Here is a 26,591-nt window from a genome sequence, read left to right on the forward strand (position 1 = left end):
TGATGCCGTCATCCCCCTGCGTCATGGAGCCCGCGCTGCCCTTCTGAAGGGCAAGCCGATCGCATCCCCTGGGCATCATCCGCCGCGCGGAGGCCGTGTTCACTACAACGAGCTGGGTGCACCTTGCCCACGCTACGGCAGTCCGGGGCCGCCGCGCTCAGGCCGCGACCGAGATGCTCGCCGTCGCCTTGTACGCGTCGCGGGGCAGGGTGACGCGGACGACGGTGCCGCACTCCAGCCGCGAGCGCAGCCGCATCGAGCCGCCGTGCAACTGGGCCAGCGAGCGGGCGATGGCGAGGCCGAGGCCGGAGCCGTGATAGGTCTTGGTCATCTGGCTCTCGACCTGCTCGAACGGGCGGCCGAGCCGCGCCAGCGACTGCGCGGGGATGCCGATGCCGGTGTCGGCGATGATGAGCACGACCTTGTCCTCGAACACGCGGCTCCGCATCGTGACACGGCCGCCTTCGGGGGTGAACTTCACCGCGTTCGACAGCAGGTTGACCATGATCTGCTTGGTGGCGCGACGGTCGGCGACGACGGGGATGCTGCCTCCGATGTCGGCGTCGAGGACGAGGCTCTTGTCCAGGGCGCGACCGGAGACGACGCGCAGCGATTCCGCCAGCGTCTTGGCGAGGTCGAGCGGCTCCATGTCGAGCTTCATGCGGCCGGCCTCGATCTTCGACATGTCGAGGATGTCGTTGATCACCTCGAGCAGATACTGACCGGAGGTCAGGATGTCGTGGCAGTATTCCTGGTACTTCTCGGAGCCGAGCGAGCCGAACATGCCGCTGCCCATGATCTCGGAGAAGCCGATGATGGCGTTGAGCGGCGTGCGCAGCTCGTGGCTCATATTGGCGAGGAATTTCGACTTGGTCTGGTTGGCTTCCTCGGCGCGGGTCTTTTCCTGCGAGTACTTCTCCGCGAGGTCGGCGAGCTCGATCGCCTGGCGCTCCAGCGCGCTCTGCGAGCGCTGCAGGTCGATCACGGTGGCGCGCAGGCGCAGGTCGTTGTCGACGAGCTTCTGCTCGTGCTCCTTGATGCGGGTGATGTCGGTGCCGACCGAGACGTAGCCGCCGTCCTTGGTGCGGCGCTCGCTGATGTGCAGCCAGCTGCCGTCGTCGAGCTGCGCCTCGAAGGTGCGCCCGCCGGGCGCCTGCTGGCTGTGGTCGTGCAGCCGGGTGCGGATCTCCGGCATCTTGCCGACCTCGATGACGGTCTCATAGGAGGTGCCGGGGATCACGGCAGAGTCCGGCAGCTTGTGCAGCTTCTGGAAATGCGAGTTGCACAGCACCAGCCGGTTGTTGGCGTCCCACAGCACGAAGGCTTCCGAGATCGTCTCGATCGCGTCGCGCAGGCGAAGGTCGGCCTCGACGGTCTTCTCGACCAGGCTCTTCTGCTCGGTGACGTCGACCGCGATGCCGATCAGGTGCAGGCCGGAATCGGAGGTGCCCTGGCTGAGCTCGCAGCGCACGCGAAGCCAGATCCAGTGGCCCTCGGTGTGGCGCATCCGGAAGCTCTGGTCGATCTGGTGGATGTCGCCGGCGACGAGCTGGTCGGCGATCTCGAACAGGTCGATGTCATCGGAGTTCACCAGCGCGTTGACCTCGCCGAAGGTGAGGAGGTCGGTGCGGTTCTCGAGGCCGAGCATCGCGAACATCGAGTTCGACCAGAAGATGCGGCCGCGCGACAGGTCCCAGTCCCACAGCCCGCAGCGGCCGCGATTGAGCGCGGTGTCGATGCGCCCGCGCACCGCGTCGTTGATCAGGTCGCCCTCGCGGGCGCGGGTCGACTGCCAGTGGAAGGCGAAGCCGAGGATCAGCACGACGAAGCCCGTCGTCGCCGACAGCGTGACCGAGAGTGCGGCGTCCGAGCCCCAGATCGGCTCGAGCTTCTCCTGGATCACCACGACGCGGCCAGGCAGCGCCTTGATCAACTGCGACACCGCGAAGGCCGGACGGCCGTTCGGTAGCGTGATCTCGGTGACCGCGCCCTGCAGGCCCGGCGTCGCCAGGAGCTGCGCGGTGGAGATCAAATCGAGGATACGGTCGTTCTCGCCGAGTCCGGTGTCGACCGGAACCCGGGCGAGAATGCGGTGGTCGGCGCCGGTCACGATCACGTGGCGGCCGGGCGCTGCGCCCCAGGCGGGGATCAGGTCGGGCAGCAGGCTCTGCAGGTGCTCGATATGGGCGATGCGGTCCGGGCGCATCGCCAGATTGCCGATGCGGTCGGCGAGCAGGTCGGAGATCGCGGCCAGGTCGCGCTTGGTCGCGCCGCGCTTCTGACGGCTCTGGTCGAGCACCTGGACGAAAGCGCCGAGGCAGATGGTGACGAGAAAGGCGATGATCAAAGTAGGGACAGCACGACGCAATACCGGCTCAGCAGTCAGCAGCCTTTGATAGGCCGGTTTCGCGATCGATTGCGCCAACCCCTTGATGGAATCAGAAGATTGGACGCACGCGTTCGCGGCATGCGCACGCGTCATGCTGTAGACCCCCGAAACTTCTTGGATACCCGAATTTCGAAAGAGCCCCAGCCGCTTCCGAATCAAGTTGATTTGAATCCAGATTTCTCGGGCTGTCGAGAGTCAACGATTTGGCAAAAGCTAATAAATCTTATCCAATGCGGATTTGCCATGGCGAAAAGCCGGCAGAGTGAGTCCGAAGCGGGAACGCAGCGTGACGTTCAGGCCTCAACCGTGCGGCGGCTCGGCGTGACTGATGACGCGCTTGACGCTCGGGAAGGCGCGACGCACTCCGCGCTCGATGTGGTCGACATTGTCGTGCACCTTCAGCACGCTCATCGACGGCGCTGCGCGGCAGTGGAAGTTGACGATCTCGCCGGCCTCGGTGTTGCGGACGCGGACATTGTGCACGTCGTACATGTCGGTCTCGGCTGCGAGGCGCTGCAGGGCCGCGGCGATCTCGGCGATCCGCTGCGCCGGCGCGTCGACGCCGAACGGCAGCTCGGGCTCGAGCGGCTCGATATGGGTGTCGACCTCGACATCGGCGCCGAATTCGTCGCGGATCGAGCGTTCCAGCTCGTGCGCGATCGCATGTGCCGCGAACAGGCTCATGTCGCCGTCGACCTCGAGGTCGATCGCGACGATCAGGCGCCCGCCGACATCATGGACGGTGACGTGATGGATCGCGAGGCCGGAATTGCGCGCGATCACCATGATGCGCTCGCGCACGCTCTCATTGCTGAGCGCGACCGGCACCGTCGTGAAGGTGACGTCGGCGCCGGACAGGCTGGCATCGACCGCGGCCTGCGCATCGCGCTTGATCTCGTGCACGCGGTCGATCGGATAGGTGCGCGGCACCTGCACCGTGGCGTCGACGAAATGCGTCGCGCCGACGAGCCGCACCCGCAGCCGCTCGACATCGACGACGCCATTGATCGAACGGATCGCGGCGCGCGCCTTTTCGGCCGCGCCCTCCGGCGCGCGGTCGAGCAGTGTTTCTACGGTGGAGCGCGCCAGCCGCAGGCCGAGCATCGAGATCATCAGGGCGACGGCGACCGCGGCGGCGGAATCCCCCCACCAGAACCCGAACGCGGTGAGGACCAGGCCGGCGATGACGGCGATCGAGCCGAGCACGTCGGAGGCAAAATGCAGAGCGTCGGCGGCGAGCGCCTGGCTGTGGGTCTCGTGCGCGGCCCGGTGCAGCGCGCGGGCGCGCCAGAAATTGACGGCGATGTCGATCAGCAGCACCACGAACGGAATCGCCGACAGCGACGGCGGTGCCGCCGCCTCGCGCAGCCGGCTGACGGACTCGACCAGCACGCCGCCGGCCAGCACGTAGAGCAGGGCGATGACGCCAAGCGCCGACAGGCTCTCCAGCTTGCCGTGGCCGTAATGATGCTCGTCGTCGGCCGGCCGGTCCGATACCCGAACCACCATCCACGTGATGACGGTGGCGACGACGTCGACGGCGCTGTGCAGGGCCTCGGAGACGAGCGCGAGGCTGCCGATCAGGATGCCGACGATGAACTTCGCCGCGGCCATGCTGGCGCTCGCCGCGATCGAGATCGCGGCGACACGGGTTTTCCCGGAATCGACATGGGAGGCGGCGTCTCTCATGGCGGCGGATGTAGCAGCCGAGGCCGCACCATGAAAGCCGGGATCGCGCGGTCCATGTGCGTGGACCGCGCGCTGTTTCGAGTGCTTCTAAATCTCAGAAGGTTGCGTTCACAAGGTCACCACGATCTTGCCGAGATGCTTGTTCGCCTCCATGTGCGCGAACGCCGCGCCAATGTCGTCGAAGGCGAAGACGCGGTCGATCGGCAGCCGCAGCGTGCGCTGCTCGACCGCACCCCAGATGTCCTTCTTCACCTCGTCGAAGATCGCGCGGATCTCCTCGATCGAGCGGGTGCGGAAGGTGACGCCGACATAGGTGATGCGGCGCGCCGCGTGCAGGTCGAAGTTGAAGTCGGCATGGGTGCCGCCGAGCCGGCCGACATTGACGATGCGGCCGAGGACCTTGGTTGCGGCGAGGTTCTGATTGGCGACCTTGCCGGACACCTGGTCGATGATCAGATCGACGCCCTCGCCGTCGGTCGCCTGCAGCACCTGGTCGACCCAGGCAGGATCGCTGGAGTCGATGGCGAGATCGGCGCCGAACTCCTTGAGCCGTCCGCGGCGCATCGCATCGGTCGAGGAGCCGATCACGAGCCGGGCGCCCTTGAGCTTGGCGATCTGCATCGCCATCAGCCCGACGCCGGAGCTCGCACCCTGCACCAGCATGCGCTGGCCCGGCTGCAAAGCGCCGTTGGTGACGACGGCGTTGTGCATCGTGGTCAGCGCGATCGGCAGCGTGGCGGCCTCGTCGAAGTTCATGTTCGACGGCGCGTGGAACAGCCGGCCATGGTCGGCAAGGGTGTATTCGGCGAACGCCGCGCTGCCCGAGCCCATGACCTTGTCGCCGATCTTCACGCCCCTGGCGTCGGGCCCGAGCTCGGCGACCTCGCCGGCCCATTCCATGCCGAGGACGGTGCCGACGCCGCCGGCGGCGCCATGCACATGCCCCTTGGTCATGCCGAGATCGGCGCGATTGAGGCCGCAGGCGCGCACGCGCACCAGCACCTGCGTGCCCTTCGGCGCGGGCTTGGCGATATCGGTGATCGCGGCGCCCTGGGCGCCGTAGACATAGGCTTTCATCGCAAGGAATCCTGTCGGGTCAGCATGAACGGCGACCTTACTGTGCCGCTCCTCTCTGCGCACCGCCTAACAGGCGGCGCGCAGCTCCGACAAGGTTCTCTCAGGATTGAACCGGTTCCGCTGACCGGGCTGGATGCGTCAGGCGGCGACTGGAGCTTCCGCTTCGTCGAAGGCCGAGGAGACGTCGCGCATGCTGATGACGCCGGCCAGCGCGAAGTCGACAATGACCGGGAGGTGGCGGATGTGGTGCACGTTCATCAGGTGCCGCACGTGTTCGAGCGTATCCTCGGTGCTGCAGGAGATCAGCCGCTGCGGCGAGATCAATTGCGAGACCTTCAGGTTGACGCCGGCGGCGCCATGCTCGGCGATGGCGCGCACGACATCGCGCTCGGTGAACATGCCGGCCGCGGTGTTGCCCTCGGTGCGGACGACATCCTTGACGACGAGGGCGCTGACATTGCTGGCGCGCATCAGCTGCGCCGCGACGCCGACGGTCTCGTTCATTCGCACCGTGATCACGCGCGCCTTCTTGTTGCGCAGGATGTCTCCGACCTTCATGGCACCCTCCCGTTTGGTTGGTAGTGAACGGGAGGAAGTCTGGTATACGTTATGCCAGAAGTCAATCGGGTTTGATGGCTTTTCGTGCGCGAGGCCACCGAAAAAACACGTCAGCGACACTGCCGGATATGACCGGGGCATCCCGCCCTGGCGCAAAAAAAAGAGGCGCACCGCTGGTGCGCCTCCTGAAGTCGCGGGAAGAAACCGTGGCGTCACGCCATCCTGGCGTCCTGCGTCACCGGCTCGGTGACCGGCTCCTTGCCGAGGATGAAGGCCCGGCGCAGCGGCTTGATCACGAACAGCGCCATCAAGGCGGCCGTCGCGTTCAGCGCGACGCCGATCACGAACACGGCCTGCCAGCCATATTTTGCGGAGACGATGCTGGCGAGCGGGACCAAGAGCGAGGCGGTGCCCTTCGCAGTGTAGAGCATGCCGTTGTTGGTCGCGGCGTATTTGCTGCCGAACGTATCGCCCGAGGTCGCCGGAAACAGGCTGTAGATTTCGCCGAAGACGCCGAAATAGACGGCGGTGGCGAGCACGAACACGATCGGATTGTGCCCGTAGCTCGACAGCGTCAGCAGCATCAAGGCGGCCGTGCCGAAGGCGATGAACATGGTGTGCTCACGACCGATCGTGTCGGAGATCCAGCCGAACACGGGGCGGCCGAAGCCGTCGAAAATGCGATCGAGCGAGATCGCGAACGTCAGCGCCGCCATCTGGAAGCCGGCGAGCGACACCGGCTCGTTGGCGATCTTGAAATCGTGGGCGATCGGGGCGATCTGGGCGGCGGTCATCAGGCCGCCGGAGGCCACCATGACAAACACCAGATACATGATCCAGAAGATCGGCGTGCGCAGCACCTGCGGCGGCGTGTAGTCGATCTTGCTCTGCGGCAGGTTGAGCTGCTTCTTGCGGGCCGGCCCCGCGACCGTCGGCGGCCGCAGGAAGATCGCAAGCACGAACACGACCAGCCCTTGGCCGATGCCGAAGGTGAAGAAGGCGCTCTGATAACCGCTCGAGGCGATCATGCTGGCGATCGGCACCACGGTCAGCGCCGCACCGGCGCCGAAGCCCGCGGCGGTGGCACCGGCGGCGAGGCCGCGGCGGTCGGGAAACCATTTCAGCGCATTGCCGACGCAGGTGCCGTACACCGCACCGGCACCGATGCCGCCGATGACGGCGCCGGCGTAGAGCAGGGTGAGCGAGTCGGCGTAGGAGTTCAGCACCCACGCCAGCGAGATCATGACGGCGCCGAACATGATGACGAGGCGCGGGCCGTATTTGTCGACGAACCACGCCTCGACCGGCACGAGCCAGGTTTCGGTGACGACGAAGATCGTGAAGGCCAGCTGGATCGCCGTGCGACCCCAGTGAAACTTCGCGTCGATCGGATCGACGAACAATGTCCAGCCATATTGCAGGTTGGCGATCATCGCCATGCAGATGATGCCCATCGCGAGCTGGAGCCAGCGGAAGCCGCTGGACTGTGCCTGGACAGGCGGTGTTGCCTCTGTGCTGGAAACCATGTGTCCTCCCAAACGCGCTCTGTTGGAGGATGCCGCTGCGAGCGCGCTCCTCATCTGCGCATCGAGGCATTCTGGTATAACATATTCCAGTCTGCAATATGGCCTGCGACACAGGGTGCGACATGCTGCTTTGCAGCGACACCGAAATCGTCCGCCAAGCAAAAGAAAACGCTCGGCAAAATGCCGAGCGTCGTCAATCTGGAAGCGTTCTTTTTTATTTTTGCTGCAGCGCGAAGGGCGCGTCAGAGCGTTGATTTCTGCACCACGACCCGCCGCCAGGGCTTGAGCACCGCGATCGCGAGGATCGACGCCAGGATGTTGGCGCCGGCCGCGATGATGAAGACGCGGTCCCAATTGCCGGAGGACTGCTGCATGTAGTTCGCGATCGGCACCAGCAGCGCTGCCGTGCCCTTGGCGGTGTAGAGCAGGCCGGCATTGGTGGTGGCGAACTTGGTGCCGAACGTGTCGGTGCAGGTCGAGGGGAAGAGCGAGTAGATCTCACCCCAGGCGAAGAACACGAAGCCCGAGAGGATCACGAACCACACCGGATCGTGCCCCAGCATGTACAGCGCCCAGATGCCGATGCCTTCCATGCCGAAGGCGATGAACATCGTATTCTCGCGGCCGATCATGTCAGAGATCCAGCCGAAAAACGGACGTGTCAGGCCGTTCAGAACGCGGTCGATGGTGGCTGCGAACGTCACCGCCGTCATGGTCATGCCGATCAGCGTCACCGGAATGTTGTCGACCTTCCAGTCGCCGGCGATCGGCTTGAGGTTGGCCGTTACCATCAGGCCGCCGGCGCCGACGATCACGAACATGAAGTACATCAGCCAGAAGATCGGCTGACGGATCACTTCGGTCGGGTTGTAGTTGCGGCGGCTCTGGACGAGGTTGGTGTTCTGAGTGACCGCGGGCACCTGGCCTTCCTTAGGCGCGAACAGGAAGAAGGCGAGGATGACGATGATGATGCCCTGGCCGAGACCGAAATACAGGAAGGTGGTCTGGAAGCCGGAGTCGCGGATCATGGCCTGGATCGGTGCGACGGTGAGCGCCGAGCCGGCGCCGAAGCCGGCCGCGGTGATGCCGGCCGCGAGGCCGCGCTTGTCGGGAAACCACTTCAGCGCGTTGCCGACGCAGGTGCCATAGACGCCGCCGGCGCCGATGCCCGCGATGATCATGCCGAGATAGTAGCCGTTGAGCGAGGTGGCGTAGGCGTTGATCATCCAGCCGATCGCACACAGCACGCCGCCGACGAGCACGACGATGCGCGGACCGTATTTGTCGACGAACCAGCCTTCGACCGGCACGAGCCAGGTCTCGAACAGCACGAACAGCGTGAAGGCCCACTGGATCGAGGCGCGATCCCAGCCGAAGGTCTTGGCGATATCCGGGACGAAGAAGGTCCAGCCATATTGATAGTTGGCGATCATCACCATCGCCAGGACGCCAACCGCGAGCTGCGTCCAGCGATAGGCATCGCTTACTCTTGCAGATGCGGGCGCCCCCGCGTGAGCCAAGTCCGTCATGTTTCCTCCAGGCTGTCTATTTGCTGTCTATTTTTGTCCTAACAGCTATGCGGGAGTTTGGTATATGATATGCCAATAGACAAGCGGATTCATCGAGCAGGCGGGCGCTGGTAGACCTGCGATCGACGAAAAAAGCCTGCAGAAGCAAGGCAAATCGCTGCAGCGACAATACGACGCAGCAGAGGATATTTGTAGCTCAACTATCGAAGTAAGAACGGGCTCATGCGGCGAACGCCCGCAACCGGTTGTAGCCCTGCTGGATCGCCGACCAGAACAGCGCGATCAACCCGAGCGCCATGATGGTGCCGACCAGCCCGTTGGAGAAGAAGATCGCGAGCGATCCCTGGGATCCCAGCAGCGACTGTCGGAAGGCCTCCTCGGCCTTGTCGCCGAGCACGATGGCGAGCACCAGCGGCGCGAGCGGATAGCCGCACTTCTTGAACAGATAGCCGAGCACGCCGAACACCAGCATCAGCACCACATCGAACGTGCTGCTGTGCACCGAATAGGCGCCGATGGCACACAGCACGAGGATGAGCGGCGCGATGATGCTGAAGGGAATGCGCAGGATCGCCGCGAACACCGGGACGCAGGTCAGCACGACGAGCAGGCCGGCGAGGTTGCCGAGATACATCGAGGCGATCAGGCCCCAGACGAACTCCTTCTGCTCGACGAACAGCATCGGCCCCGGTTGCAGGCCCCAGATCAAGAGACCGCCGAGCAGCACCGCCGCCGTGGGGGAGCCGGGCACGCCGAGCGACAGCATCGGCAGCAGCGCCGCCGTGCCCGCCGCATGGGCTGCCGTCTCCGGCGCGACGACGCCCTCGATCTCGCCATGGCCGAACTTCTTGCCGCGCTTGGAGAGGCGCTTGGCGATGCCGTAGCTCATGAACGAGGCCGGCGTGGCGCCGGCGGGGGTGATGCCCATCCAGCAGCCGATCAGGCATGAGCGCAGCGCGGTGAGCCAGTGTGCCGGCATCTCCTTCCAGGTGTGCAGCACCACGCGCAGATTGATCTGCGCGTTGCCGCCGCGGAAGCTTAGTCCTTCCTCCATCGTCAGCAGGATCTCGCCGATGCCGAACAGGCCGATCACGGCGATCAGGAAGTCGAAGCCGTTGAGCAGTTCGGTGATGCCGAAGGTGAGCCGGAGCTGGCCGGTGATGGAATCCAGGCCGACGGCGGCAAGCGCGAAGCCGATCATCATCGCCGCGATCGTCTTGAACGGCGGCTCCTTGCTCAGGCCGACGAAGCTGCAAAAGGCGAGGAAGTAGACGGCGAACTTCTCGGCGGGGCCGAACTGAAGCGCGAAGCCGGCCACCAGCGGCGCGATCAGCGTGATCATGATGACCGCGAACAGCGCGCCGACGAAGGACGAGGTGAATGCTGCCGTGAGCGCCTCGCCGGCCTTGCCCTGCTGCGCCATCGGATAGCCGTCGAAGGTGGTCGCGACCGACCATGGCTCGCCGGGTATGTTGAACAGGATCGAGGTGATGGCGCCGCCGAACAGCGCGCCCCAGTAGATGCAGGACAGCATGATGATCGCCGAGGTCGGCGGCATGCTGAAGGTCAGCGGCAGCAGGATCGCGACGCCGTTGGCGCCGCCCAATCCCGGCAGCACGCCGATGATCACCCCGAGGACGATCCCGAGGATCATCACCATGATGTTGAAGGGTTGGAGGGCGACGGCGAAGCCGTGAAACAGATTGGCGAGTTCTTCCATGCCGGCTTGGTCCTGCAACCCTCAGCGGATGAGTTTTCTTGTTAGAGTCCGAGCCATTCCTCGACCGGCCCCTTGGGCAGGGGAACCATGAACCAGCGCTCGAAGATCAGATAGGTCACGACCGGCATGCCGATCGCGACCACTGCCACCGTGAGCCAGCCATATTTGCCGAGCCACCGCATGAACCATGCGATGAAGATCATGGAGGCGACGTACAGGCCGGTGAAAGGCAGGGCGCCGACATAGATCGCCGTCGGCACCACCATGCTCATGACCTGGCGCAGCTGCCCCCATTCAGCGAAGATACGGCCGTCATCCTCGCGCAGCGTGCTGCGGAAGTTCATCGCGCTGGCCGCCACGATGAAAAGTCCGACGTAGAATGGGAAGAATCCCGCCCGCGGTCCTTCGGCTCCCCAGTTGATCCCGGCCTTCACGCTGCCGAGGATTACGATGATCCCGAACAGCGCGATCGCGAGCGTGACGCCGACCTCGACCGCCTTGTGGCTCGGGCCGGCGGATCCACCTTGACGGCTCATGCGAGGGCGCTCAGTTCGAGGCCAGGAAGCCGGCTTCCTTCATCAGGAGCTCGTGCCGCTTCTCTTCGGTCTCTACCCATTTGGCATAATCGGCGCCGGTCATGAAGGTGGTGTTGAAGGCGCCGGTCTTCATGAACTCCTGCCACTCCGGCGTCTCCCGCACCTTCTTGAACAGGTCGACGTAGTATTCGATCTGGTCCTTGGTGGCCCGTGGCGACATGAAGATGCCGCGCAGCATCAGATATTCGATGTCGAGCCCCTGCGACTTGCAGGTCGGGATGTCCTTCCAGGCCTTGCCGTCGGTGATCGGCTCGTCATAGCCCATCGGCTTGTCGTCGAAGACGCAGAGCGGCCTGACCTTGCCGCCGCGCCACTGCGCCACCGCCTCGATCGGATTGTTGACGGTGGAGTCGACGTGATTGCCGACGAGCTGCACCGCGACCTCGCCGCCGCCCTTGTAGGGGATGTAGGTGAACTTCGCGCCGGTCGCCTTCTCCATCGCCACCGTGATGATCTGGTCTTCCTGCTTCGAGCCGGTGCCGCCCATCTTCAAGGTGCCGCCGCCTTGCTTGACCGCATCGATGTAGTCCTTGGCGGTCGCATAGGGCTTCTCGGCGTTGACCCAGAGCACGAACTCGTCGAGCGCCAGCATGGCGACGGGAGTGAGGTCCTTCCAGTTGAAAGGAATGCCGGTCGCGAGCGGCGTCGTGAACAGGTTCGACAGCGTGATGATGATCTTGTGCGGGTTGCCGGCCGACGCCTTGACGTCGAGGAAGCCTTCGCCGCCGGCGCCACCGGACTTGTTGATCACGACCAGCGGCTGCTTCATCAAATTGTGCTTGGTGACGATGCCCTGGATGGTCCGGGCCATCTGATCGGCACCGCCACCGGTGCCAGCCGGAACGATGAACTCGACCGGCCGGACGGGCTCCCATCCCGCCAGAGCCGGGATATGCCCTGCCATCAGGGCGATGCCGGCCATAACGGCCACGCACACGGAACGCTTCATCACGCTTTCTCCCCTTCATTCCCGGAACGCACGGCTTCTTGCGGCCGCTGTGCCCAATCGAACCACTGACCCGTCGAGCCCGGCCGGTGGCGTTTTCCGCCGTGCCGCGCTTCAGGCCGTCGTCAGCTCCGGACTCCCCTGCGATGCCCATGCAGCCAAAAGTTGTGTTGGCAGTCGGGATCAGGCAGCAAGAGGTGCATCCGCAGCCAATCGACCGATTTGATTTTGGTATGAAGAGGTGACCGACCGCAATTGAGGAGATTGGGTGGGATGCCTGGCAGGCCAATTTGTCGCAGGCGGTGGGGTGTCGCGAAAAGCAAAAGCCCCGGAGGTCCGGGGCTCTTGGTTGGGCTTCGGTGCTGGCTGCGCGCCGGAAGCGCCTTCGGCCTCAGAGACCGAAATAGGGCAGGTCGCCGTTGCGGTTGGCAGCGCGGGCGCTGATCATCAGCACGCGGTCGAGGGCGGCGAGGAAGCGGCCGAACAGGGACACGGGCTGAACGAGGGGGAGGGCAACGGTCTTGGCCATGGTTTGTCTCCTTCAGTGAGGCGGTATGACGTTCTGACTGAGGAGAATTTACGTATACCAGATGCCAGATACAACGATCGATATTGCATAGCGGCATGAGCATTTTGCGATGCGGCAGGAATGTTACGATTGGGGTTTCTTATCGAGAACGGCATTTTCATATGGAAAGAGCCGCCCAACCGAGGCGCCGGTCGGTCTCGATCCCTCCTCGGCGGACCGAGCCGGCAAACTCCGGGTATCTCGGCGACTGCCGACATCTGCCATCCCGTGCGCCGATCCCGCGCGTGCAACGCGACGGAACGATCGGCCCGAGGTGAGGGAACTGTGCTGCCCGGGCCGCAGTTACTCTGCAACGAAGCGGAGTGGCGTCGCCGGATGTTGATCGTTCAGTGCGTCGCGCTGTATTCCTCGAAACGTGTCATCGGCAGACCTGAGGGCGAAGGATAAGGCCATGCGCGCCTTGATCGTGGCACTGTCCATCCTGGCGATCGCCGGAAGCGCGCAGGTCGCTCACGCTGGTCTGAGCAGCGCACCGCGTGAAGCGTCGGCACCCGCCGATACGGTGATCGCCGCCCAGGAAGCCAATCAGGAGACCGAGAATCAGATCGGCCTCACCAAGGCGAAGCGTCGGGCCGTGCAACGGGGGCTGACCAGGCTCGGGTTCGGCACCAGGATCAACGGGACGTTCGACGAGCAGACCCGCGCCGTCATCGCCCGTTGGCAGGAGGAGCGCGGCTATCCCACGACCGGCTTCCTCAACGCCGCTCAGCACAAGGTCCTGATGGACGCAGCCACCGAGGCTGCCAAACCCGACCGTCAACCCCGCCGCAGCGCAGGGCGCGCGCGACATCAGCGGAATGTCGGAGGTCCCATCGGCGCGATCGGCGGCGCGATGCACCGTGTGGTGGGCGGAATATTCGGCAGGTAGCTCGTCAGATCTTCAAAGAGTCGGAAGACGCTCGAGGCAATTTCTACCGTAGGACCTGCCCGCTGAAGCGGCCTTCGTCTTCTCGACGCCCTGCGCTTGCCGACGGCGGCGATATGAAAGCCCGGCCGAAGCGGGGCCGGATCAGGAGCTGCTGGAGGCGACCTCCGGACCAGAATTGGCGCGCGCCAGCTCGATCGCTATCGGAAGAACCCCCAAAGTCGAACCACAACCGTGTCGCCGCTCTGGCTGCCGTTTCTCACCACGAACGGCGTCGAGAAAGCAATTCCGGTGCTGAAGGTCCGCTCGACATTGGCTGTCGTCTCCCCGACGAAGCTCCAGCGATTTGTCGTTCCTCCGCTGGAGGGAATATCCTGCGTCAGCGAGACCTCCAACAACATCGCCGTACCAAGGACGGACAGCCGCTGAACGGAGACATCGGTTACCACGAATGTCTTGCCGGCGGGGATCGAGAACGCGGTGTCGTGGCCGTCCGGGTGGACGATGTTTGGGGTCTTGGTTCCGCCCTTCGGCACGGACGTTTCGAGTTGGACGGGAGGGTGCCCCAGGATCGGCGGCTTCCTGATTGGACTTACCAAGACATCCCTCCATCACACCACAATCGCCATACGCCGCGTTCCAACGCGTTCTCAAGCTCCGGCAGTGTGAAGTTGGGACGCATCGCTGCACACCTCCACGGGAGCCCTCGCAGAATGCACATCGAAGCGCGAGAGGACCTTGCTCTGGATCAAAACGAAATGTTTCTCGGAGGTCTGCGAGTGGGCAGGGCTATGCCAGTGTGCTCTTCGGGGGCGGTTCGCGTCCGCTCTGGCTGCATATCGTGATTTTCGATCATCCGCGGGACAAAACATCAAAGATCGTAGCAATCGAGGCTGTGGGTCACGAGCAATCGGGTCGGCGACAACTGCTCCGTACATCCCATATTTCAGACATTCTCGACAGGTGCGATCGCCGGCCGTAGCCGGACCAAGGTCATCGTCGATGTGCGCTGGGCGCGGGAAATAGACGGGAACGTGAGAATGAAAAAGCCGCCGGCTGATGCCGGCGGCTTGATGTCGAGGAGCTTCACATTCGGCGGTCGCGCCGCCGATCGTCTCTGGCGCTCGATTACTCCGCAGCTTCCTTCCGCGGCGGATCCAGCGCGCCGGAGTCGTGGATCTCGGCGACCTGGTGGTCGCTGAAGCCGAGCACCTGGCGGAGGACCTCGTCGGTGTGCTCGCCGAGCAGGGGCGAGCGGGTCACGTCGGCCGGGCTGTCCGAGAGCTTGATCGGGTTGCCGACCGAGAGATACTTGCCGCGGGTCGGGTGGTCGACCTCGACCAAGGTGCCGGTCTTGCGCAGCGACTCGTCCTCGGCGATCTCCTTCATCGAGAGAATGGGACCGCAGGGGATGTCGAACTCGTTCAGGATGTCCATGGCCTCGAACTTGGTCTTGGTCATGGTCCACTGCTCGATGCGGCCGAAGATCTCGTTCAGGCGCGGCAGGCGGGCGGCGGGCTTGGCGTAGTTCGGGTCGGTCTTCCAGGTCGGCTCGCCGATCACGTCGCAGATCTTCTCCCAGACCGGCGCCTGGGTGATGAAGTAGATGTAGGCGTTCGGGTCGGTCTCCCAGCCCTTGCACTTCAGGATGCGGCCGGGCTGGCCGCCGCCGGAATCGTTGCCCGCGCGCGGCACGGCGTCGCCGAACGGCACGCCCTCGCCGAACTGGCTGTATTCCTTGAGCGGACCATGCTCGAGCCGCTGCTGGTCGCGCAGCTTGACGCGGCAGAGGTTGAGCACGCCGTCCTGCATCGCAGCCGTGACGCGCTGGCCGCGTCCGGTGTGGGTGCGCTGATAGAGCGCGGTGACGATGCCGAGCGCCAGGTGCAGCCCGGTGCCGGAATCGCCGATCTGCGCGCCGGTGACCAGCGGCAGGCCGTCACGGAAGCCGGTGGTCGAAGCGGCGCCGCCGGTGCACTGCGCGACGTTCTCGTAGACCTTGCAGTCCTCGTAGGGGCCGGGGCCGAAACCCTTGATCGAGGCGACGATCATCTTCGGGTTGATCGCCTGGATCTTCTCCCAGGGGAAGCCCATGCGGTCGAGCACGCCGGGGCCGAAATTCTCGACCAGCACGTCGCACTTCTTGATCAGCTCGGTCAGGACTTCCTTGCCCTTCGGGTTCTTGGTGTCGAGCGTGATCGACCGCTTGTTGTGGTTCAGCATCGTGAAATAGAGGCTGTCCACGTTCGGAATGTCCTGCAGCTGGCCGCGGGTGATGTCACCCACGCCCGGACGCTCGACCTTGATCACGTCGGCGCCGAACCAGGCCAGCAGTTGCGTGCAGGTCGGTCCGGACTGGACGTGGGTGAAGTCGAGAATGCGAACGCCCTCGAGCGCCTTGGTCATGTCTTGCTCTCCGTAACGATTGGTCATCCCGCATGGCGCGGGCAGGTGATGTCTTGCGGGTGGCCTTACTTCTTCTTCGTCAGCACGCTCTGCGGATTGAGGTTGCCGATACGGCCGCTCTCGGATCCGGCCGCGGGATCAATCACGGCGTTGATCAAGGTGGGCTTGCCGGAATCCATCGCCGCGTTGACGGCGCGCTTCAGCTCGTCCGGCGAGGTCGCGTTGACGCCGACGCCGCCGAAGGCCTCCATCATCTTGTCGTAGCGCGCGCCCTTGACGAACACGGTGGTGGCCGGATCGTCGCCCGCCGCGTTCTGGTCGGTGCCGCGATAGATGCCGTCATTGTTGAAGATGACGACGCAGATCGGCAGATTGTAGCGGCAGATGGTCTCGACCTCCATGCCGGAGAAACCGAAGGCGCTGTCGCCCTCGATCGCCAGCACCGGCTTACCGGTCTCGACCGCGGCGGCGATCGCCGAGCCCATGCCGATGCCCATCACGCCCCAGGTGCCGACGTCGAGCCGCTTGCGCGGCTGATACATGTCGATCACGCCGCGGGCGAGGTCGAGCGTGTTGGCGCCCTCGTTGACGAGGATCGCGTCCGGACGCTCCTTGATGATGGTGCGGAGCACGCCGAGCGCGCCGTGATAGTCCATCGGCGAGTTGTTGTTCATCAGCCGCGGCGCCATCTTGGCGACGTTGTCCTCGCGCTTCTTCTGCACCGCGCTCAGCCACTCGGCCGGCGCCTTGGCCCAGTTGCTGCCCATCGCGTCGGAGAAGGCGGTGACGACCGAACCGATGTCGCCCACCACGGGGGCGGCGATCTCGACGTTGGAGTCCATCTCCTTCGGCTCGATGTCGACCTGGATGAACTTCTTGGGCTGTTCGCCCCAGCTCTTGCCCTTGCCGTGCGACAAGAGCCAGTTGAGGCGGGCGCCGATCAGCATCACGACGTCGGAGTCCTTCAGCACGGTCGAGCGCGCGGCACCGGCGCATTGCGGATGCAGGTCGGGCAAGAGGCCCTTGGCCATGCTCATCGGCAGGAACGGCACGCCGCTCTTCTCGACGAAAGTCTTGATCGCCTCATCGGCTTGCGCATAGGCCGCGCCCTTGCCGAGAATGATCAGCGGACGTTTCGCGTTCTTCAACAGATCGAGCGCGCGTTTGACGGAGTCGGGCGAGGGGATCTGCGCCGGCGCCGGATCGATTACCTTGACCAGCGAGGCGCTGCCTGCCTGCGCGTTCATCACCTGGCCGAACAGCTTTGCCGGCAGGTCGAGATAGACGCCGCCGGGACGCCCGGAGACCGCGGCGCGGATGGCGCGGGCGAAGCCGATGCCGATGTCCTGGGCGTGCAGCACGCGGAACGCCGCCTTGCACAGCGGCTTGGCGATCGCGAGCTGATCCATCTCCTCGTAGTCGCCCTGCTGCAGGTCGACGATCTCGCGCTCCGAGGAGCCCGAGACCAGGATCATCGGGAAGCAGTTCGTGGTCGCATGCGCCAGCGCGGTGAGGCCGTTCAGAAAGCCGGGAGCGGAGACGGTGAGGCAGACGCCCGGCTTCTTGGTGAGGAAGCCGGCGATCGCTGCGGCGTAGCCGGCGTTCTGCTCGTGACGGAAGGAGAGCACGCGGATGCCTTCAGCCTGCGCCATGCGACCGAGATCGGTGATCGGAATGCCCGGCACGTTGTAGATCGTGTCGATCCCGTTCAGCTTCATCGCGTCGATGACGAGATGGAAACCGTCCGTGAGCTCCTCGTGCGTGTCCGGTGCCTCGGTCTTAACAGCAGTCTGCGCCATGCGCCTCTCTCCCTGGTCGTCTACGAAGGCGCTTTGCGGCGACTTCTTCTGTTTGAACCCGTCAGCTGAATAGTTCCTGGCCGTGCGTCTCGACATAGCTCGCAAGGCCCAGCGTGTGATCCCGCGCGCGCTTCTCGGCGAGCTCGGTGTTGCGTTCCTCCAGCGCCTCGATGATCGCGAGATGCTCGGGCAGGGAGGCCGCGATACGGTCGGTGCGCCCGATCGTGAGCTGGCGATAGCCGCGCACGTGCAGCAGGATGTCGTTGGTCATGTCGACGAGCACCGGCGATTCCGACAGCGAGATCAGCGCCTGATGAAACGCGATGTTCGCCTTGGAATATTCCTCGATGTGCTCCTGCGGCGGGCGATCCTTGCCGAAGTCCTTGAAGTAGTCGCGCAGCGCGCTGATGTCCTTCTTGCGCGCGATCGTGGTGATGAGCCGCGCGGCCATGCTCTCCAGCGCCGCCCAGGCGCGGATCATGTCGACGATCTCGCTCTTCGTCCTGCGGACGACGACGATGCCACGGCGCGGCACGGTCTTCACGAAGCCGTCCTGCTCGAGCATCGCGATCGCTTCGCGGATCGGCGTGCGGCTGACACCGAGGCGCTCGGAGAGCGCGCGCTCGTCGAGCATCACGGGCTCGGGCGAGGCGTAGATGTCCATCTTCAGAATGGCTTCTTTCAAGGCCTCGTAGGCCTTATTCTTGAAGCTGGTCTCCGGGGCGATGCGAGCGATCGCGATGTCGGCCTCGGCCATGATGGGCAATGCCTTGTTTGTTTTCTCTGTAGACAAGACCGATCTCCTCTCCTTGGGAGATCATTGTTTACAGCATTTTGCGTCCAAGATTTTTGGCATACCAGATGCCAGACTGTCAAGCTGCGTGCTTTTTCAGCGTTTCCACATCTTCGTCGCGCTTGACAAAGTTTGCTTCTGGCATACCAAATGCCATAAACGATCAGCAATCCCCAGGAGGAAGCCCGATGTCTGACGCCATCCCGAATGCCAAGGCTACGATCCGAGACGTTCTCGATCGTGTGAAGGCGGATAAACGCACCAGCCTGACCGCGCCCGAAGGCAAGATCGTCTGCGATGCCTACGGCATTCCGGTGCCGAAGGAGGGATTGGCGAAATCGGCCGCCGAGGCGGCCAAGCTCGCGGGAGATATGGGTTTTCCGGTCGTCATGAAAATCGTCTCGCCGGACATTCTGCACAAGACGGAAGCCGGTGGCGTCATCGTCGGCGTCAAGACCGCTGACGACGCGCAGAAGGCGTATGAGACCATTCTCGCGAATGCGAAGAAGTACAAGGCCGACGCCAAGATCGAAGGCATCCAGGTCCAGCAGATGCTGACCGGCGGTACCGAGGTGATCGTCGGTTCGATCACCGACGGCTCGTTCGGCAAGCTGGTGGCCTTCGGCCTGGGCGGCGTGCTGGTCGAAGTTCTCAAGGATGTGACATTCCGTCTCGCCCCCGCGACCAAGGAGGATGCGCTGTCGATGCTCGACGGCATCCAGGCCCATGAGATGCTCAAGGGCGTGCGCGGCGGCGATCCGGTCAGCCGCGAGGCGCTGTCGGACGTCATCGTCAAGGTGTCGCAGCTGGTCAGCGATTTCCCTGAGATCGTCGAGCTCGACCTCAACCCGGTGTTCGCCACCAAGACCGGCGCCATCGCCGCCGACGTCCGCATCGTCGTCGATTTCGACTACAAGCCCCGTCCGGCGCCGCGCTCGAACGAGGCAATCGTCACGGCGATGAACCGGATCATGAAGCCGCAGGCGGTCGCCGTGATCGGTGCCTCCGCCGAGGACGGCAAGATCGGCAACTCCGTGATGAAGAACCTGATCAACGGCGGCTACAAGGGCGAGATCTATCCGATCCACCCGAAGGCCTCCGAGATCCTCGGCTACAAGGCTTACAAGAGCGTCAAGGACGTGCCCGGCGTGATCGACACCGCCGTGTTCGCGATCCCCGCGAAGTTCGTGGCCGCGGCGCTGACCGAGTGCGGCGAGAAGAAGATTCCGGGCGCGGTGCTGATCCCGTCGGGGTTCGCCGAAGCCGGCGCGCCGGAGCTGCAGGCCGAGATCGTCGAGGTCGGCAAGAAGTACAACATCCGCCTGATGGGCCCGAACATCTACGGCTTCTACTACACGCCGGCCAATCTTTGCGCGACCTTCTGCACCGCCTATGACGTCAAGGGCCACGCCGCGCTGTCGTCGCAGTCGGGCGGCATCGGCATGGCGATCATCGGCTTCTCGCGCTCGGCCAAGATGGGCGTGTCGGCGATCGTCGGCCTCGGCAACAAGTCGGACATCGACGAGGACGATCTGCTCGCCTTCTTCGAGCAGGATCCGAACACGAACCTGATCGCGCAGCACTGCGAGGACCTCAAGGACGGCCGCGCCTTCGCGGAAGCCGCCAAGCGCGTCTCCAAGAAGAAGCCGGTCATCGTGCTCAAGGCCGGCCGCACCTCGGCCGGCGCCAAGGCCGCCTCGTCGCATACCGGCGCGCTCGCCGGCAACGACAAGATCTATGAGGACGTGCTGAAGCAGTCCGGCGTGATCCGCGCCCGCTCGCTGCGCCAGCTGCTCGAGTTCGCCCGCGGCGTGCCGGTGCTGCCGACGCCGAAGGGTGAGAACGTCGTCATCATCACCGGTGCGGGAGGCTCGGGCGTGCTGCTGTCCGACTCCGTCGTCGACAATGGCATGTCGCTGATGGCCATGCCGGCCGACCTCGATGCCGCCTTCCGCAAGTTCATCCCGCCGTTCGGTGCCGCCGGCAATCCGGTCGACATCACCGGCGGCGAGCCGCCGATCACCTATGTGAACACGGTCAAGCTCGGCCTGTCGGACGACCGCATCCACGCGCTGATCCTCGGCTACTGGCACACGATCGTGACGCCGCCGATGGTGTTCGCGCGCAACATGGTCGAGGTGAAGAAGGAGATGGAGGCCAAGGGCTTCGTCAAGCCGATCGTCGCCTCGCTCGCCGGCGACGTCGAGGTCGAGGAAGCCGCCGAATATCTCTACCAGAACGGCATCCCGGCCTATGCCTATTCGACCGAGCTGCCGGTCGAGGTGCTCGGCGCCAAGTACAAGTGGGCGCGCGGCGCGGGCCTGCTCTAAGTCATAGTGATGCGAATGCCGCTCCGGCGTCTCGCCGGGGCGGCACTTTCTTTGCTAGCGTGACCAAGCAAGATCCGTCCGTCCTGCAACGACGCCGCCTGTAATGGCGGTGCAGAGAGGCGCCACGTGATCCGTCGCAAGACGATCGAGCCACGCCCGGATGCCGCGGCCGAGCCCCGCGACGGCGGCGTGCAATCCGTCGGCCGCGCTCTCCAAATTCTGGAAATTCTCGCTGAGGACGACGAAGGCTATCGCCTGAGCGATCTCGCCATCCGTGCCGGGCTCTCCACCTCCACCGTCCATCGCCTGCTGACGACTTTGGAGAAGCGCCGCTTTGTCCAGTTCGACCGCATGGAATCGAAATGGCATGTCGGCGCGCAGAGCTTCGCGGTCGGCGCCACCTTCACCCGCCGCCGCAATTTCGTCGCGCTCGCCATTCCCTATCTGCGCCGCTTGCGTGACCAGTCGCGCGAGACCGCCAATCTCGCCGTCGTCGACGATGAATCGCTGATGGTGCTGCTGCGGCTGGACAGCCGCGAGATCATGCGCTCGCTGACCAAGGTCGGCGGCCGCCTGTCGATGGTCGCCTCCGGCATGGGCAAGGCGGTGCTCGCGACCTATTCCGACGACGACGTCAACGGCATCATCCACCGCCAGGGCATGCCGCGCCTGACCGAGAAATCCATCATCCGCGCCAGCGACCTGTTCCGCGAGTTGGAGACCATCCGCCGCCAGGGCTACGCCGTCGACGACGAGGAAGCCCGCCTCGGCCTGCGCTGCATCGCCGCCGTCGTTCACGATTCCTGCCGCGAGCCGCTGGCGGCGATTTCGGTGTCCGGCCTGGCGAGCCGGCTGACCGAGGAGCGGGTGCCTGTGGTCGGGGGCATGGTGCGGGATATTGCGGCGGAGCTGACGGTGGCGCTGGGCGGTCCCAAGCCAGCGGCTGACCTTGCGGAGTGATGCAGCAACAGCGGCAGATGCGTGCGAGATCGGCGCAGCAGCCGACAAGGGGAAACCAGCCGCTGTGGCGGGATGGCCGGTCCACGCATCGCGATGTGGTCCGAGCGAGACTGAGTCAGGTCAGTCGGTGAAATCGATGGTGAAGCGGATCGGGCTGATGGGCTTGGTCACGAAATGGATCGTCTTGCCGGCCAACGCCGCCAGCGAGCCCGATGCGAATTTGATGATGCCTGTTCCGGAGGTCTCGTTGCCCACCGGCTTGCCGTCCCGCATCACCGGCGATGCGGTCCCTTCGGTCGCCTGCGTCACCGCGCGCCCGCCGGGGATGCGGTGGACGCCGCCGCCGATCAAGAACGTTCCTTTGGCACCATCCCACTCGACCGTGTTCGAGGCCGTATACACAGCGCCCTTCAGCACGCCGTCGGTGCCGAGGCAGGAATATTCGACCGTCAGGAGGTTGTGATCGGGTCGATCGCCGACCGGCTCGGGAAAGGGGAAGCCGACCACCGTGCATTCGTAATGCGCGATCATGCCGGCGCGCGCTGCGGACCCTGTGGCGCTCGCGGCGAGAATGGAACAGGCCAGGATCAAGATGGTGTTGCGCATGGACGCCTCCTCGGCAGGCGCTCGTCCGAGCGGTCGCCGAACGCGCTCTGGTCTCGACAAAATAACACTAGAATCCCAAAGTGTGGTTTTGATCTCTATCAACCGGAAGAAGAACGCTGCAGGTCAGTCCTTGTCATCGTCCTGCGCCTGCGGGCGACCGAGCTTGCATGGGCATCAGCAGGCGGAGAGCTTTCGCGCAGTCCGATTGCCCGAGCACGCCTCGTCATCAGACCTGCCGCAGGCGGTCGCTGCGACGGATGGCTGCAAAGCGACCGTGGCGCCGCGCTGCCGCTGAAGCGGGAGATCGGCAGCCAGCTTCGCTGCCCAAGCCGTAGTCAGCTGCGCCGACCTATTTGGGCTTGCCGTCTTGCGCATCGCGCGCAACGATCGTGGCGGATCCCCCGAACACGTCCAGCGAGTTGTGCCATGTCCAAACTCACCCGCTTCTCCGTCGCCCCCCTGCACAGCATGACGCGGCGGCTGGCCGACGTCGCCTCGGGCCGGGTCGCGCCCGATCTCGTCATCACCGGCGCGCGGGTGCTGTCGACCTATTCGGAGCGCATTCTCCCCAACCGCGAGCTCTGGATCACCGGCGGACGCGTCGCGGCTGTGAAGCCGGCGGGTGCTCACAAGTCACTTCCCAGCGGCTTTGCGGTCTACGACGCCGCAGGCGGCATCATCGCGCCGGGGCTGGTCGATCCGCACATCCACATCGAATCCTCGATGGTGACGGCCTGCGCCTATGCCGAGGCCGCGCTGCTCAACGGCACCACGACGATCTTCTGCGACAGCCATGAGATCGGCAACGTGATGGACGTCGCCGGCGTCGAGGCGATGCTGGAGGACGCGCGGCAGGCGCCGCTGTCGATCTTCCTCACCGTGCCCTCGACGGTGCCGGCCACGTCGGCCGCGCTGGAGACCGCCGGCGGCGACCTCACGCCGGACAAGATCGCCGGCCTGTTCGACCGCTGGCCGGAGGCAGTGGCGCTCGGCGAGAAGATGGATTTCGTGCCGGTCTGCATGGGCGACGAGCGCAGCCATGCCATTCTCGCTGCGGCCCTGCAGCGCGGGCGGCCGGTGTCGGGCCATGTCTATGGCCGCGAGTTCGTCGCGGCCTATGCCGCGAGCGGCGTCACCGACACGCATGAGGCGATCGACCGCGACATCGCCGACGATCTGCTCGATGCCGGCGTCTGGATTTTTTTGCGCGGCGGTCCGCCCACGACGCCGTGGCACAGCCTGCCGCAGGCGATCCGCACCATCACCGAGCTCGGCGCGTCGCACAAGCGCACAGCTGTCTGCACCGACGACCGCGATGCCGACGATCTCATGCTGTTCGGCCTCGACTGGGTGGTGCGCGAGGCAGTCAAGGCCGGGATGTCGCCCGAGCAGGCGTGGTCGATGGGCTCGCTGCACGGCGCCACGCGCTTCGCGTTGGACGGCGAGATCGGCGGCCTCGGCGGCGGCCGCCGCGCCGACCTCGTGCTGCTCAACGACGGCCTGAAGCCGCAATCGACCTGGTATGGCGGCGAGCTCGTCGTCGACAACGGCAAGATCACCGCGCGGCTCGATCAGGCGCTGTCGCAGCGCTATCAATATCCGAAGGCGGCCTATGCGACCGTGAAGCTGCCGGCGCAGATGACGCTGACGCCGCAGCTTCCCACCAAGGCCTGCACCGTCAACGCGATCAAGACGGCGCTGCCGGGCATCACGTTGATCCACGACAAGGTCGCGATCGAGCCGGCCAACGATTGGGAGACGCTGTTCGCGCGCCATGGTCTCTGCTTCGTCGCCGTGATCGAGCGCCACGGCAAGTCGGCGGGGAACGTCGCGCATGGCCTGTTGAAGGACTTTGGCCTGAAGCGCGGCGCCGTCGCCTCCAGCGTCGGCCATGACAGCCACAATATCATCGTCGCCGGCACCAACGAGGCGGACATGCAGGCCGCGGTCGCCGCGATCGGCCAGCACCAGGGCGGCGTCTGCGTGGTCGCCGACGGCGAGGTGAGGGCGACGGTTCCCTTGCCGATCGCGGGACTCTTGTCGGACAAGCGCGTCACCGAGGTCGCCGAGGAGGTAAAGCTGTTGAAGAAAGAGTGGGCGGAAGCCGGCTGCACCATTCCCTACATGGGCTTCAATTTGATTCCTCTATCGGTCATTCCGGAAATTCGCATCACCGACAAGGGCCTCGTGCTCGTGCCGCAGATGGAACTGGCGCCGCTGTTCGAATAACTACTCGCGTCTCATCCTGTTAGGACATGTCAGTGTCGTTCTGTCCTAACTAATTGAGGCCGCCGCTGTTTTGCCGAGCATGCCGCATCGTGGGAAAAATCGACGACTGAATTGAGATCGCAGCCCGCAGCAGCGATCCTCGCGCATCAAACAAGCGGGAGGCGCGAGATGGCGAAGATGCGGGCGATCGATGCTGCGGTGCGGATCTTGGAGAAGGAGGGCGTCACCTGCGCCTTCGGCGTTCCCGGGGCGGCGATCAATCCGCTGTATTCCGCGCTGCAACGCCGCGGCTCGATCCGCCACATTCTCGCCCGTCACGTCGAGGGCGCCTCGCACATGGCCGAGGGCTACACCCGCGCCAGGGCCGGCAATATCGGCGTGTGCATCGGCACCTCGGGGCCGGCCGGCACCGACATGATCACCGGGCTGTATTCGGCGATCGCGGATTCGATTCCGATCCTCTGCATCACCGGCCAGGCGCCGCGCGCCAGGCTCTACAAGGAGGATTTCCAGGCTGTCGACATCGAGCAGATCGCCAAGCCCGTGACGAAATGGGCGGTGACGGTGCGCGAGCCTGGCCTCGTGCCGCGCGTGTTCAGCCAGGCCTTCCACATCATGCGCTCGGGCCGGCCGGGACCGGTGCTGATCGACCTGCCGCTCGACGTGCAGCTCGCCGAGATCGAGTTCGACGACGAGACCTATACGCCGCTGCCGGTCTACAAGCCCGCGGCGAGCCGCAAGCAGATCGAGAAGGCGCTGGAGATGCTCAATGCGGCCGAGCGCCCGCTGATCGTCGCCGGCGGCGGCGTCATCAACGCCGACGCCAGCGATCTCCTCGTCACCTTCGCCGAGACCGTCAACGTGCCGGTCGTGCCGACCTTGATGGGGTGGGGCGCCATTCCCGACGATCATGTGCTGATGGCCGGCATGGTCGGCCTGCAGACCAGCCATCGCTACGGCAATGCCAATTTCCTGGAGTCCGATTTCGTCCTCGGCATCGGCAACCGCTGGGCCAACCGCCACACCGGCTCGCTCGAAACCTACACCAAAGGCCGCAGCTTCGTGCATGTCGACATCGAGCCGACCCAGATCGGCCGCGTGTTCAATCCCGACCTCGGCATCGTCTCCGATGCCAAGGCCGCGCTGGAGCTGTTCATCACGGTCGCACGCGAGTGGCGAAAGGCCGGCAAATTGCGCGAGCGGCAAGCGTGGCCGGCCGCATGTCAGGATCGCAAGCGCACCATGCTCCGGCGCAGCGATTTCGACCAGGTGCCAATCAAGCCGCAGCGCGTCTATCACGAGATGAACAAGGCGTTCGGCCGCGACACCTGCTATGTCAGCGTCATCGGCCTGTCGCAGATCGGCGGCGCGCAGTTCCTCAGCGTCAACCATCCGCGCCACTGGATCAATGCCGGGCAGGCGGGCCCGCTCGGCTGGACCCTGCCGGCCGCGCTCGGCGTCCGCGCCGCCGATCCCAAGCGCGAGATCGTCGCGCTGTCGGGCGACTACGACTTCCAGTTCCTGATCGAGGAGCTCGCGGTCGGCGCCCAGTTCAATTTGCCCTACATCCACGTCGTCGTGAACAACGCCTATCTCGGCCTGATCCGCCAGGCGCAGCGCGGCTTCTCGATGGACTACCAGGTGCAGCTGTCGTTCGAGAACATCAACGCGCCGGAGGTCGGCGGCTACGGTGTCGACCACGTCGCGGTCGCGCAGGGCCTCGGCTGCAAGGCGATCCGCGTCACCGATCCGCGCGACGCCCAGGCGGCGTTCGCGACCGCGCGCGAATGGATGGCGGAGTACCAGGTGCCCGTCGTGGTCGAGTTCGTGCTCGAGCGCGTCACCAACATCGCGATGGGTACCGAGATCGACAATGTCGTGGAGTTCGAGGAGGTGCTCGACTTACCGGTCGACGAGACGCCGGCGGAGCCGGCGCGCACTTTGCTGCCGGCTTGATCTCAGCGCACTCCGATCATCGAGGATC

21 protein-coding genes are annotated in these 26,591 nt (G+C 64.9%); 6 read left to right on the forward strand and 15 right to left on the reverse strand.

Annotation, left to right across the window (positions count from 1 at the left end):
- Positions 1 to 157 precede the first annotated feature (157 nt).
- Both QX010_RS25935 and QX010_RS25940 read right to left on the reverse strand, forming a co-directional pair.
- Positions 158 to 2,482 (reverse strand): PAS domain-containing sensor histidine kinase, encoded by a 2,325-nt coding sequence (locus QX010_RS25935; RefSeq protein ID WP_315805085.1) that lies wholly within the window; start codon positions 2,480 to 2,482, stop codon positions 158 to 160.
- A gap of 207 nt (positions 2,483 to 2,689) precedes the next feature.
- The gene (locus QX010_RS25940; protein ID WP_315805086.1) at positions 2,690 to 4,003 is read right to left on the reverse strand and encodes a cation diffusion facilitator family transporter; all 1,314 of its coding nucleotides are present in this window, start codon (positions 4,001 to 4,003) and stop codon (positions 2,690 to 2,692) included.
- Here QX010_RS25940 and QX010_RS25945 point away from each other — a divergent pair.
- On the forward strand, positions 3,984 to 4,112 hold the full coding sequence (locus QX010_RS25945) for a hypothetical protein (protein ID WP_315716165.1): 129 nt from the start codon (positions 3,984 to 3,986) through the stop codon (positions 4,110 to 4,112). The genes QX010_RS25940 and QX010_RS25945 overlap by 20 nt on opposite strands.
- Before the next feature lie 74 nt (positions 4,113 to 4,186).
- Here the strand turns inward: QX010_RS25945 and QX010_RS25950 are convergent, their stop codons facing one another.
- The 8 genes from QX010_RS25950 to QX010_RS25985 form a co-directional block, all read right to left on the reverse strand.
- Positions 4,187 to 5,155 (reverse strand): zinc-binding dehydrogenase, encoded by a 969-nt coding sequence (locus QX010_RS25950; protein ID WP_316182741.1) that lies wholly within the window; start codon positions 5,153 to 5,155, stop codon positions 4,187 to 4,189.
- Positions 5,156 to 5,293: 138 nt separating this feature from the next.
- Positions 5,294 to 5,713: a CBS domain-containing protein gene (locus QX010_RS25955; RefSeq protein WP_316182742.1), complete on the reverse strand. Its 420-nt coding sequence runs from the start codon at positions 5,711 to 5,713 to the stop codon at positions 5,294 to 5,296.
- A gap of 212 nt (positions 5,714 to 5,925) precedes the next feature.
- Entirely contained in the window at positions 5,926 to 7,239 is a 1,314-nt protein-coding gene (gene oxlT, locus QX010_RS25960; RefSeq protein ID WP_316182743.1) for an oxalate/formate MFS antiporter, read from the reverse strand.
- A gap of 242 nt (positions 7,240 to 7,481) precedes the next feature.
- Positions 7,482 to 8,768 carry an oxalate/formate MFS antiporter gene (gene oxlT / locus QX010_RS25965; RefSeq protein ID WP_315716169.1) on the reverse strand — a complete coding sequence of 429 codons (1,287 nt, stop codon included), beginning with the start codon at positions 8,766 to 8,768 and terminating at the stop codon, positions 7,482 to 7,484.
- Between the two features lie 220 nt (positions 8,769 to 8,988).
- The gene (locus QX010_RS25970) at positions 8,989 to 10,488 is read right to left on the reverse strand and encodes a tripartite tricarboxylate transporter permease (RefSeq protein ID WP_315805090.1); all 1,500 of its coding nucleotides are present in this window, start codon (positions 10,486 to 10,488) and stop codon (positions 8,989 to 8,991) included.
- A gap of 41 nt (positions 10,489 to 10,529) precedes the next feature.
- Positions 10,530 to 11,024, reverse strand: a complete 495-nt coding sequence (locus tag QX010_RS25975) for a tripartite tricarboxylate transporter TctB family protein (RefSeq protein ID WP_316182744.1) — start codon at positions 11,022 to 11,024, stop codon at positions 10,530 to 10,532.
- A 10-nt stretch (positions 11,025 to 11,034) separates the two neighbouring features.
- Positions 11,035 to 12,033: a tripartite tricarboxylate transporter substrate binding protein gene (locus tag QX010_RS25980; protein ID WP_316182745.1), complete on the reverse strand. Its 999-nt coding sequence runs from the start codon at positions 12,031 to 12,033 to the stop codon at positions 11,035 to 11,037.
- A 388-nt stretch (positions 12,034 to 12,421) separates the two neighbouring features.
- Positions 12,422 to 12,559: a hypothetical protein gene (locus QX010_RS25985; protein WP_315805093.1), complete on the reverse strand. Its 138-nt coding sequence runs from the start codon at positions 12,557 to 12,559 to the stop codon at positions 12,422 to 12,424.
- Between the two features lie 451 nt (positions 12,560 to 13,010).
- On the opposite strand from QX010_RS25985, the gene QX010_RS25990 reads away from it, so the two are divergent.
- A complete protein-coding gene (locus tag QX010_RS25990) occupies positions 13,011 to 13,487 on the forward strand; it encodes a peptidoglycan-binding domain-containing protein (protein ID WP_315805094.1) in 477 nt (158 codons plus the stop codon).
- Positions 13,488 to 13,684: 197 nt separating this feature from the next.
- On the opposite strand, the gene QX010_RS25995 is transcribed toward QX010_RS25990, so the two are convergent.
- The 4 genes from QX010_RS25995 to QX010_RS26010 all read right to left on the reverse strand — a co-directional run bounded on the left by QX010_RS25995 (position 13,685) and on the right by QX010_RS26010 (position 18,446).
- Positions 13,685 to 14,020: a hypothetical protein gene (locus QX010_RS25995; protein ID WP_315805095.1), complete on the reverse strand. Its 336-nt coding sequence runs from the start codon at positions 14,018 to 14,020 to the stop codon at positions 13,685 to 13,687.
- 592 nt (positions 14,021 to 14,612) lie between these two features.
- Complete coding sequence (frc, locus tag QX010_RS26000) at positions 14,613 to 15,890, reverse strand: formyl-CoA transferase (protein WP_316182746.1); 1,278 nt, start codon at positions 15,888 to 15,890, stop codon at positions 14,613 to 14,615.
- A 65-nt stretch (positions 15,891 to 15,955) separates the two neighbouring features.
- Positions 15,956 to 17,689, reverse strand: a complete 1,734-nt coding sequence (oxc, locus tag QX010_RS26005) for an oxalyl-CoA decarboxylase (protein WP_316182747.1) — start codon at positions 17,687 to 17,689, stop codon at positions 15,956 to 15,958.
- 61 nt (positions 17,690 to 17,750) lie between these two features.
- Positions 17,751 to 18,446 carry a GntR family transcriptional regulator gene (locus tag QX010_RS26010; RefSeq protein ID WP_409997984.1) on the reverse strand — a complete coding sequence of 232 codons (696 nt, stop codon included), beginning with the start codon at positions 18,444 to 18,446 and terminating at the stop codon, positions 17,751 to 17,753.
- 224 nt (positions 18,447 to 18,670) lie between these two features.
- On the opposite strand from QX010_RS26010, the gene QX010_RS26015 reads away from it, so the two are divergent.
- Together QX010_RS26015 and QX010_RS26020 are read left to right on the forward strand one after the other, a co-directional pair.
- Entirely contained in the window at positions 18,671 to 20,812 is a 2,142-nt protein-coding gene (locus QX010_RS26015) for an acetate--CoA ligase family protein (RefSeq protein WP_316182748.1), read from the forward strand.
- A 126-nt stretch (positions 20,813 to 20,938) separates the two neighbouring features.
- Positions 20,939 to 21,772: an IclR family transcriptional regulator gene (locus QX010_RS26020; RefSeq protein ID WP_316182749.1), complete on the forward strand. Its 834-nt coding sequence runs from the start codon at positions 20,939 to 20,941 to the stop codon at positions 21,770 to 21,772.
- Positions 21,773 to 21,892: 120 nt separating this feature from the next.
- Here the strand turns inward: QX010_RS26020 and QX010_RS26025 are convergent, their stop codons facing one another.
- On the reverse strand, positions 21,893 to 22,378 hold the full coding sequence (locus tag QX010_RS26025) for a hypothetical protein (RefSeq protein ID WP_316182750.1): 486 nt from the start codon (positions 22,376 to 22,378) through the stop codon (positions 21,893 to 21,895).
- A 426-nt stretch (positions 22,379 to 22,804) separates the two neighbouring features.
- Between QX010_RS26025 and QX010_RS26030 the strand changes: the two genes are divergently transcribed.
- A complete protein-coding gene (locus QX010_RS26030; RefSeq protein ID WP_316182751.1) occupies positions 22,805 to 24,607 on the forward strand; it encodes an adenine deaminase in 1,803 nt (600 codons plus the stop codon).
- A gap of 168 nt (positions 24,608 to 24,775) precedes the next feature.
- Positions 24,776 to 26,563 (forward strand): glyoxylate carboligase, encoded by a 1,788-nt coding sequence (gcl, locus tag QX010_RS26035; protein WP_316182752.1) that lies wholly within the window; start codon positions 24,776 to 24,778, stop codon positions 26,561 to 26,563.
- Positions 26,564 to 26,591: the final 28 nt, after the last annotated feature.

It is taken from the genome of Bradyrhizobium sp. SZCCHNRI1009, assembly GCF_032487575.1.
Lineage (GTDB): Bacteria > Pseudomonadota > Alphaproteobacteria > Rhizobiales > Xanthobacteraceae > Bradyrhizobium.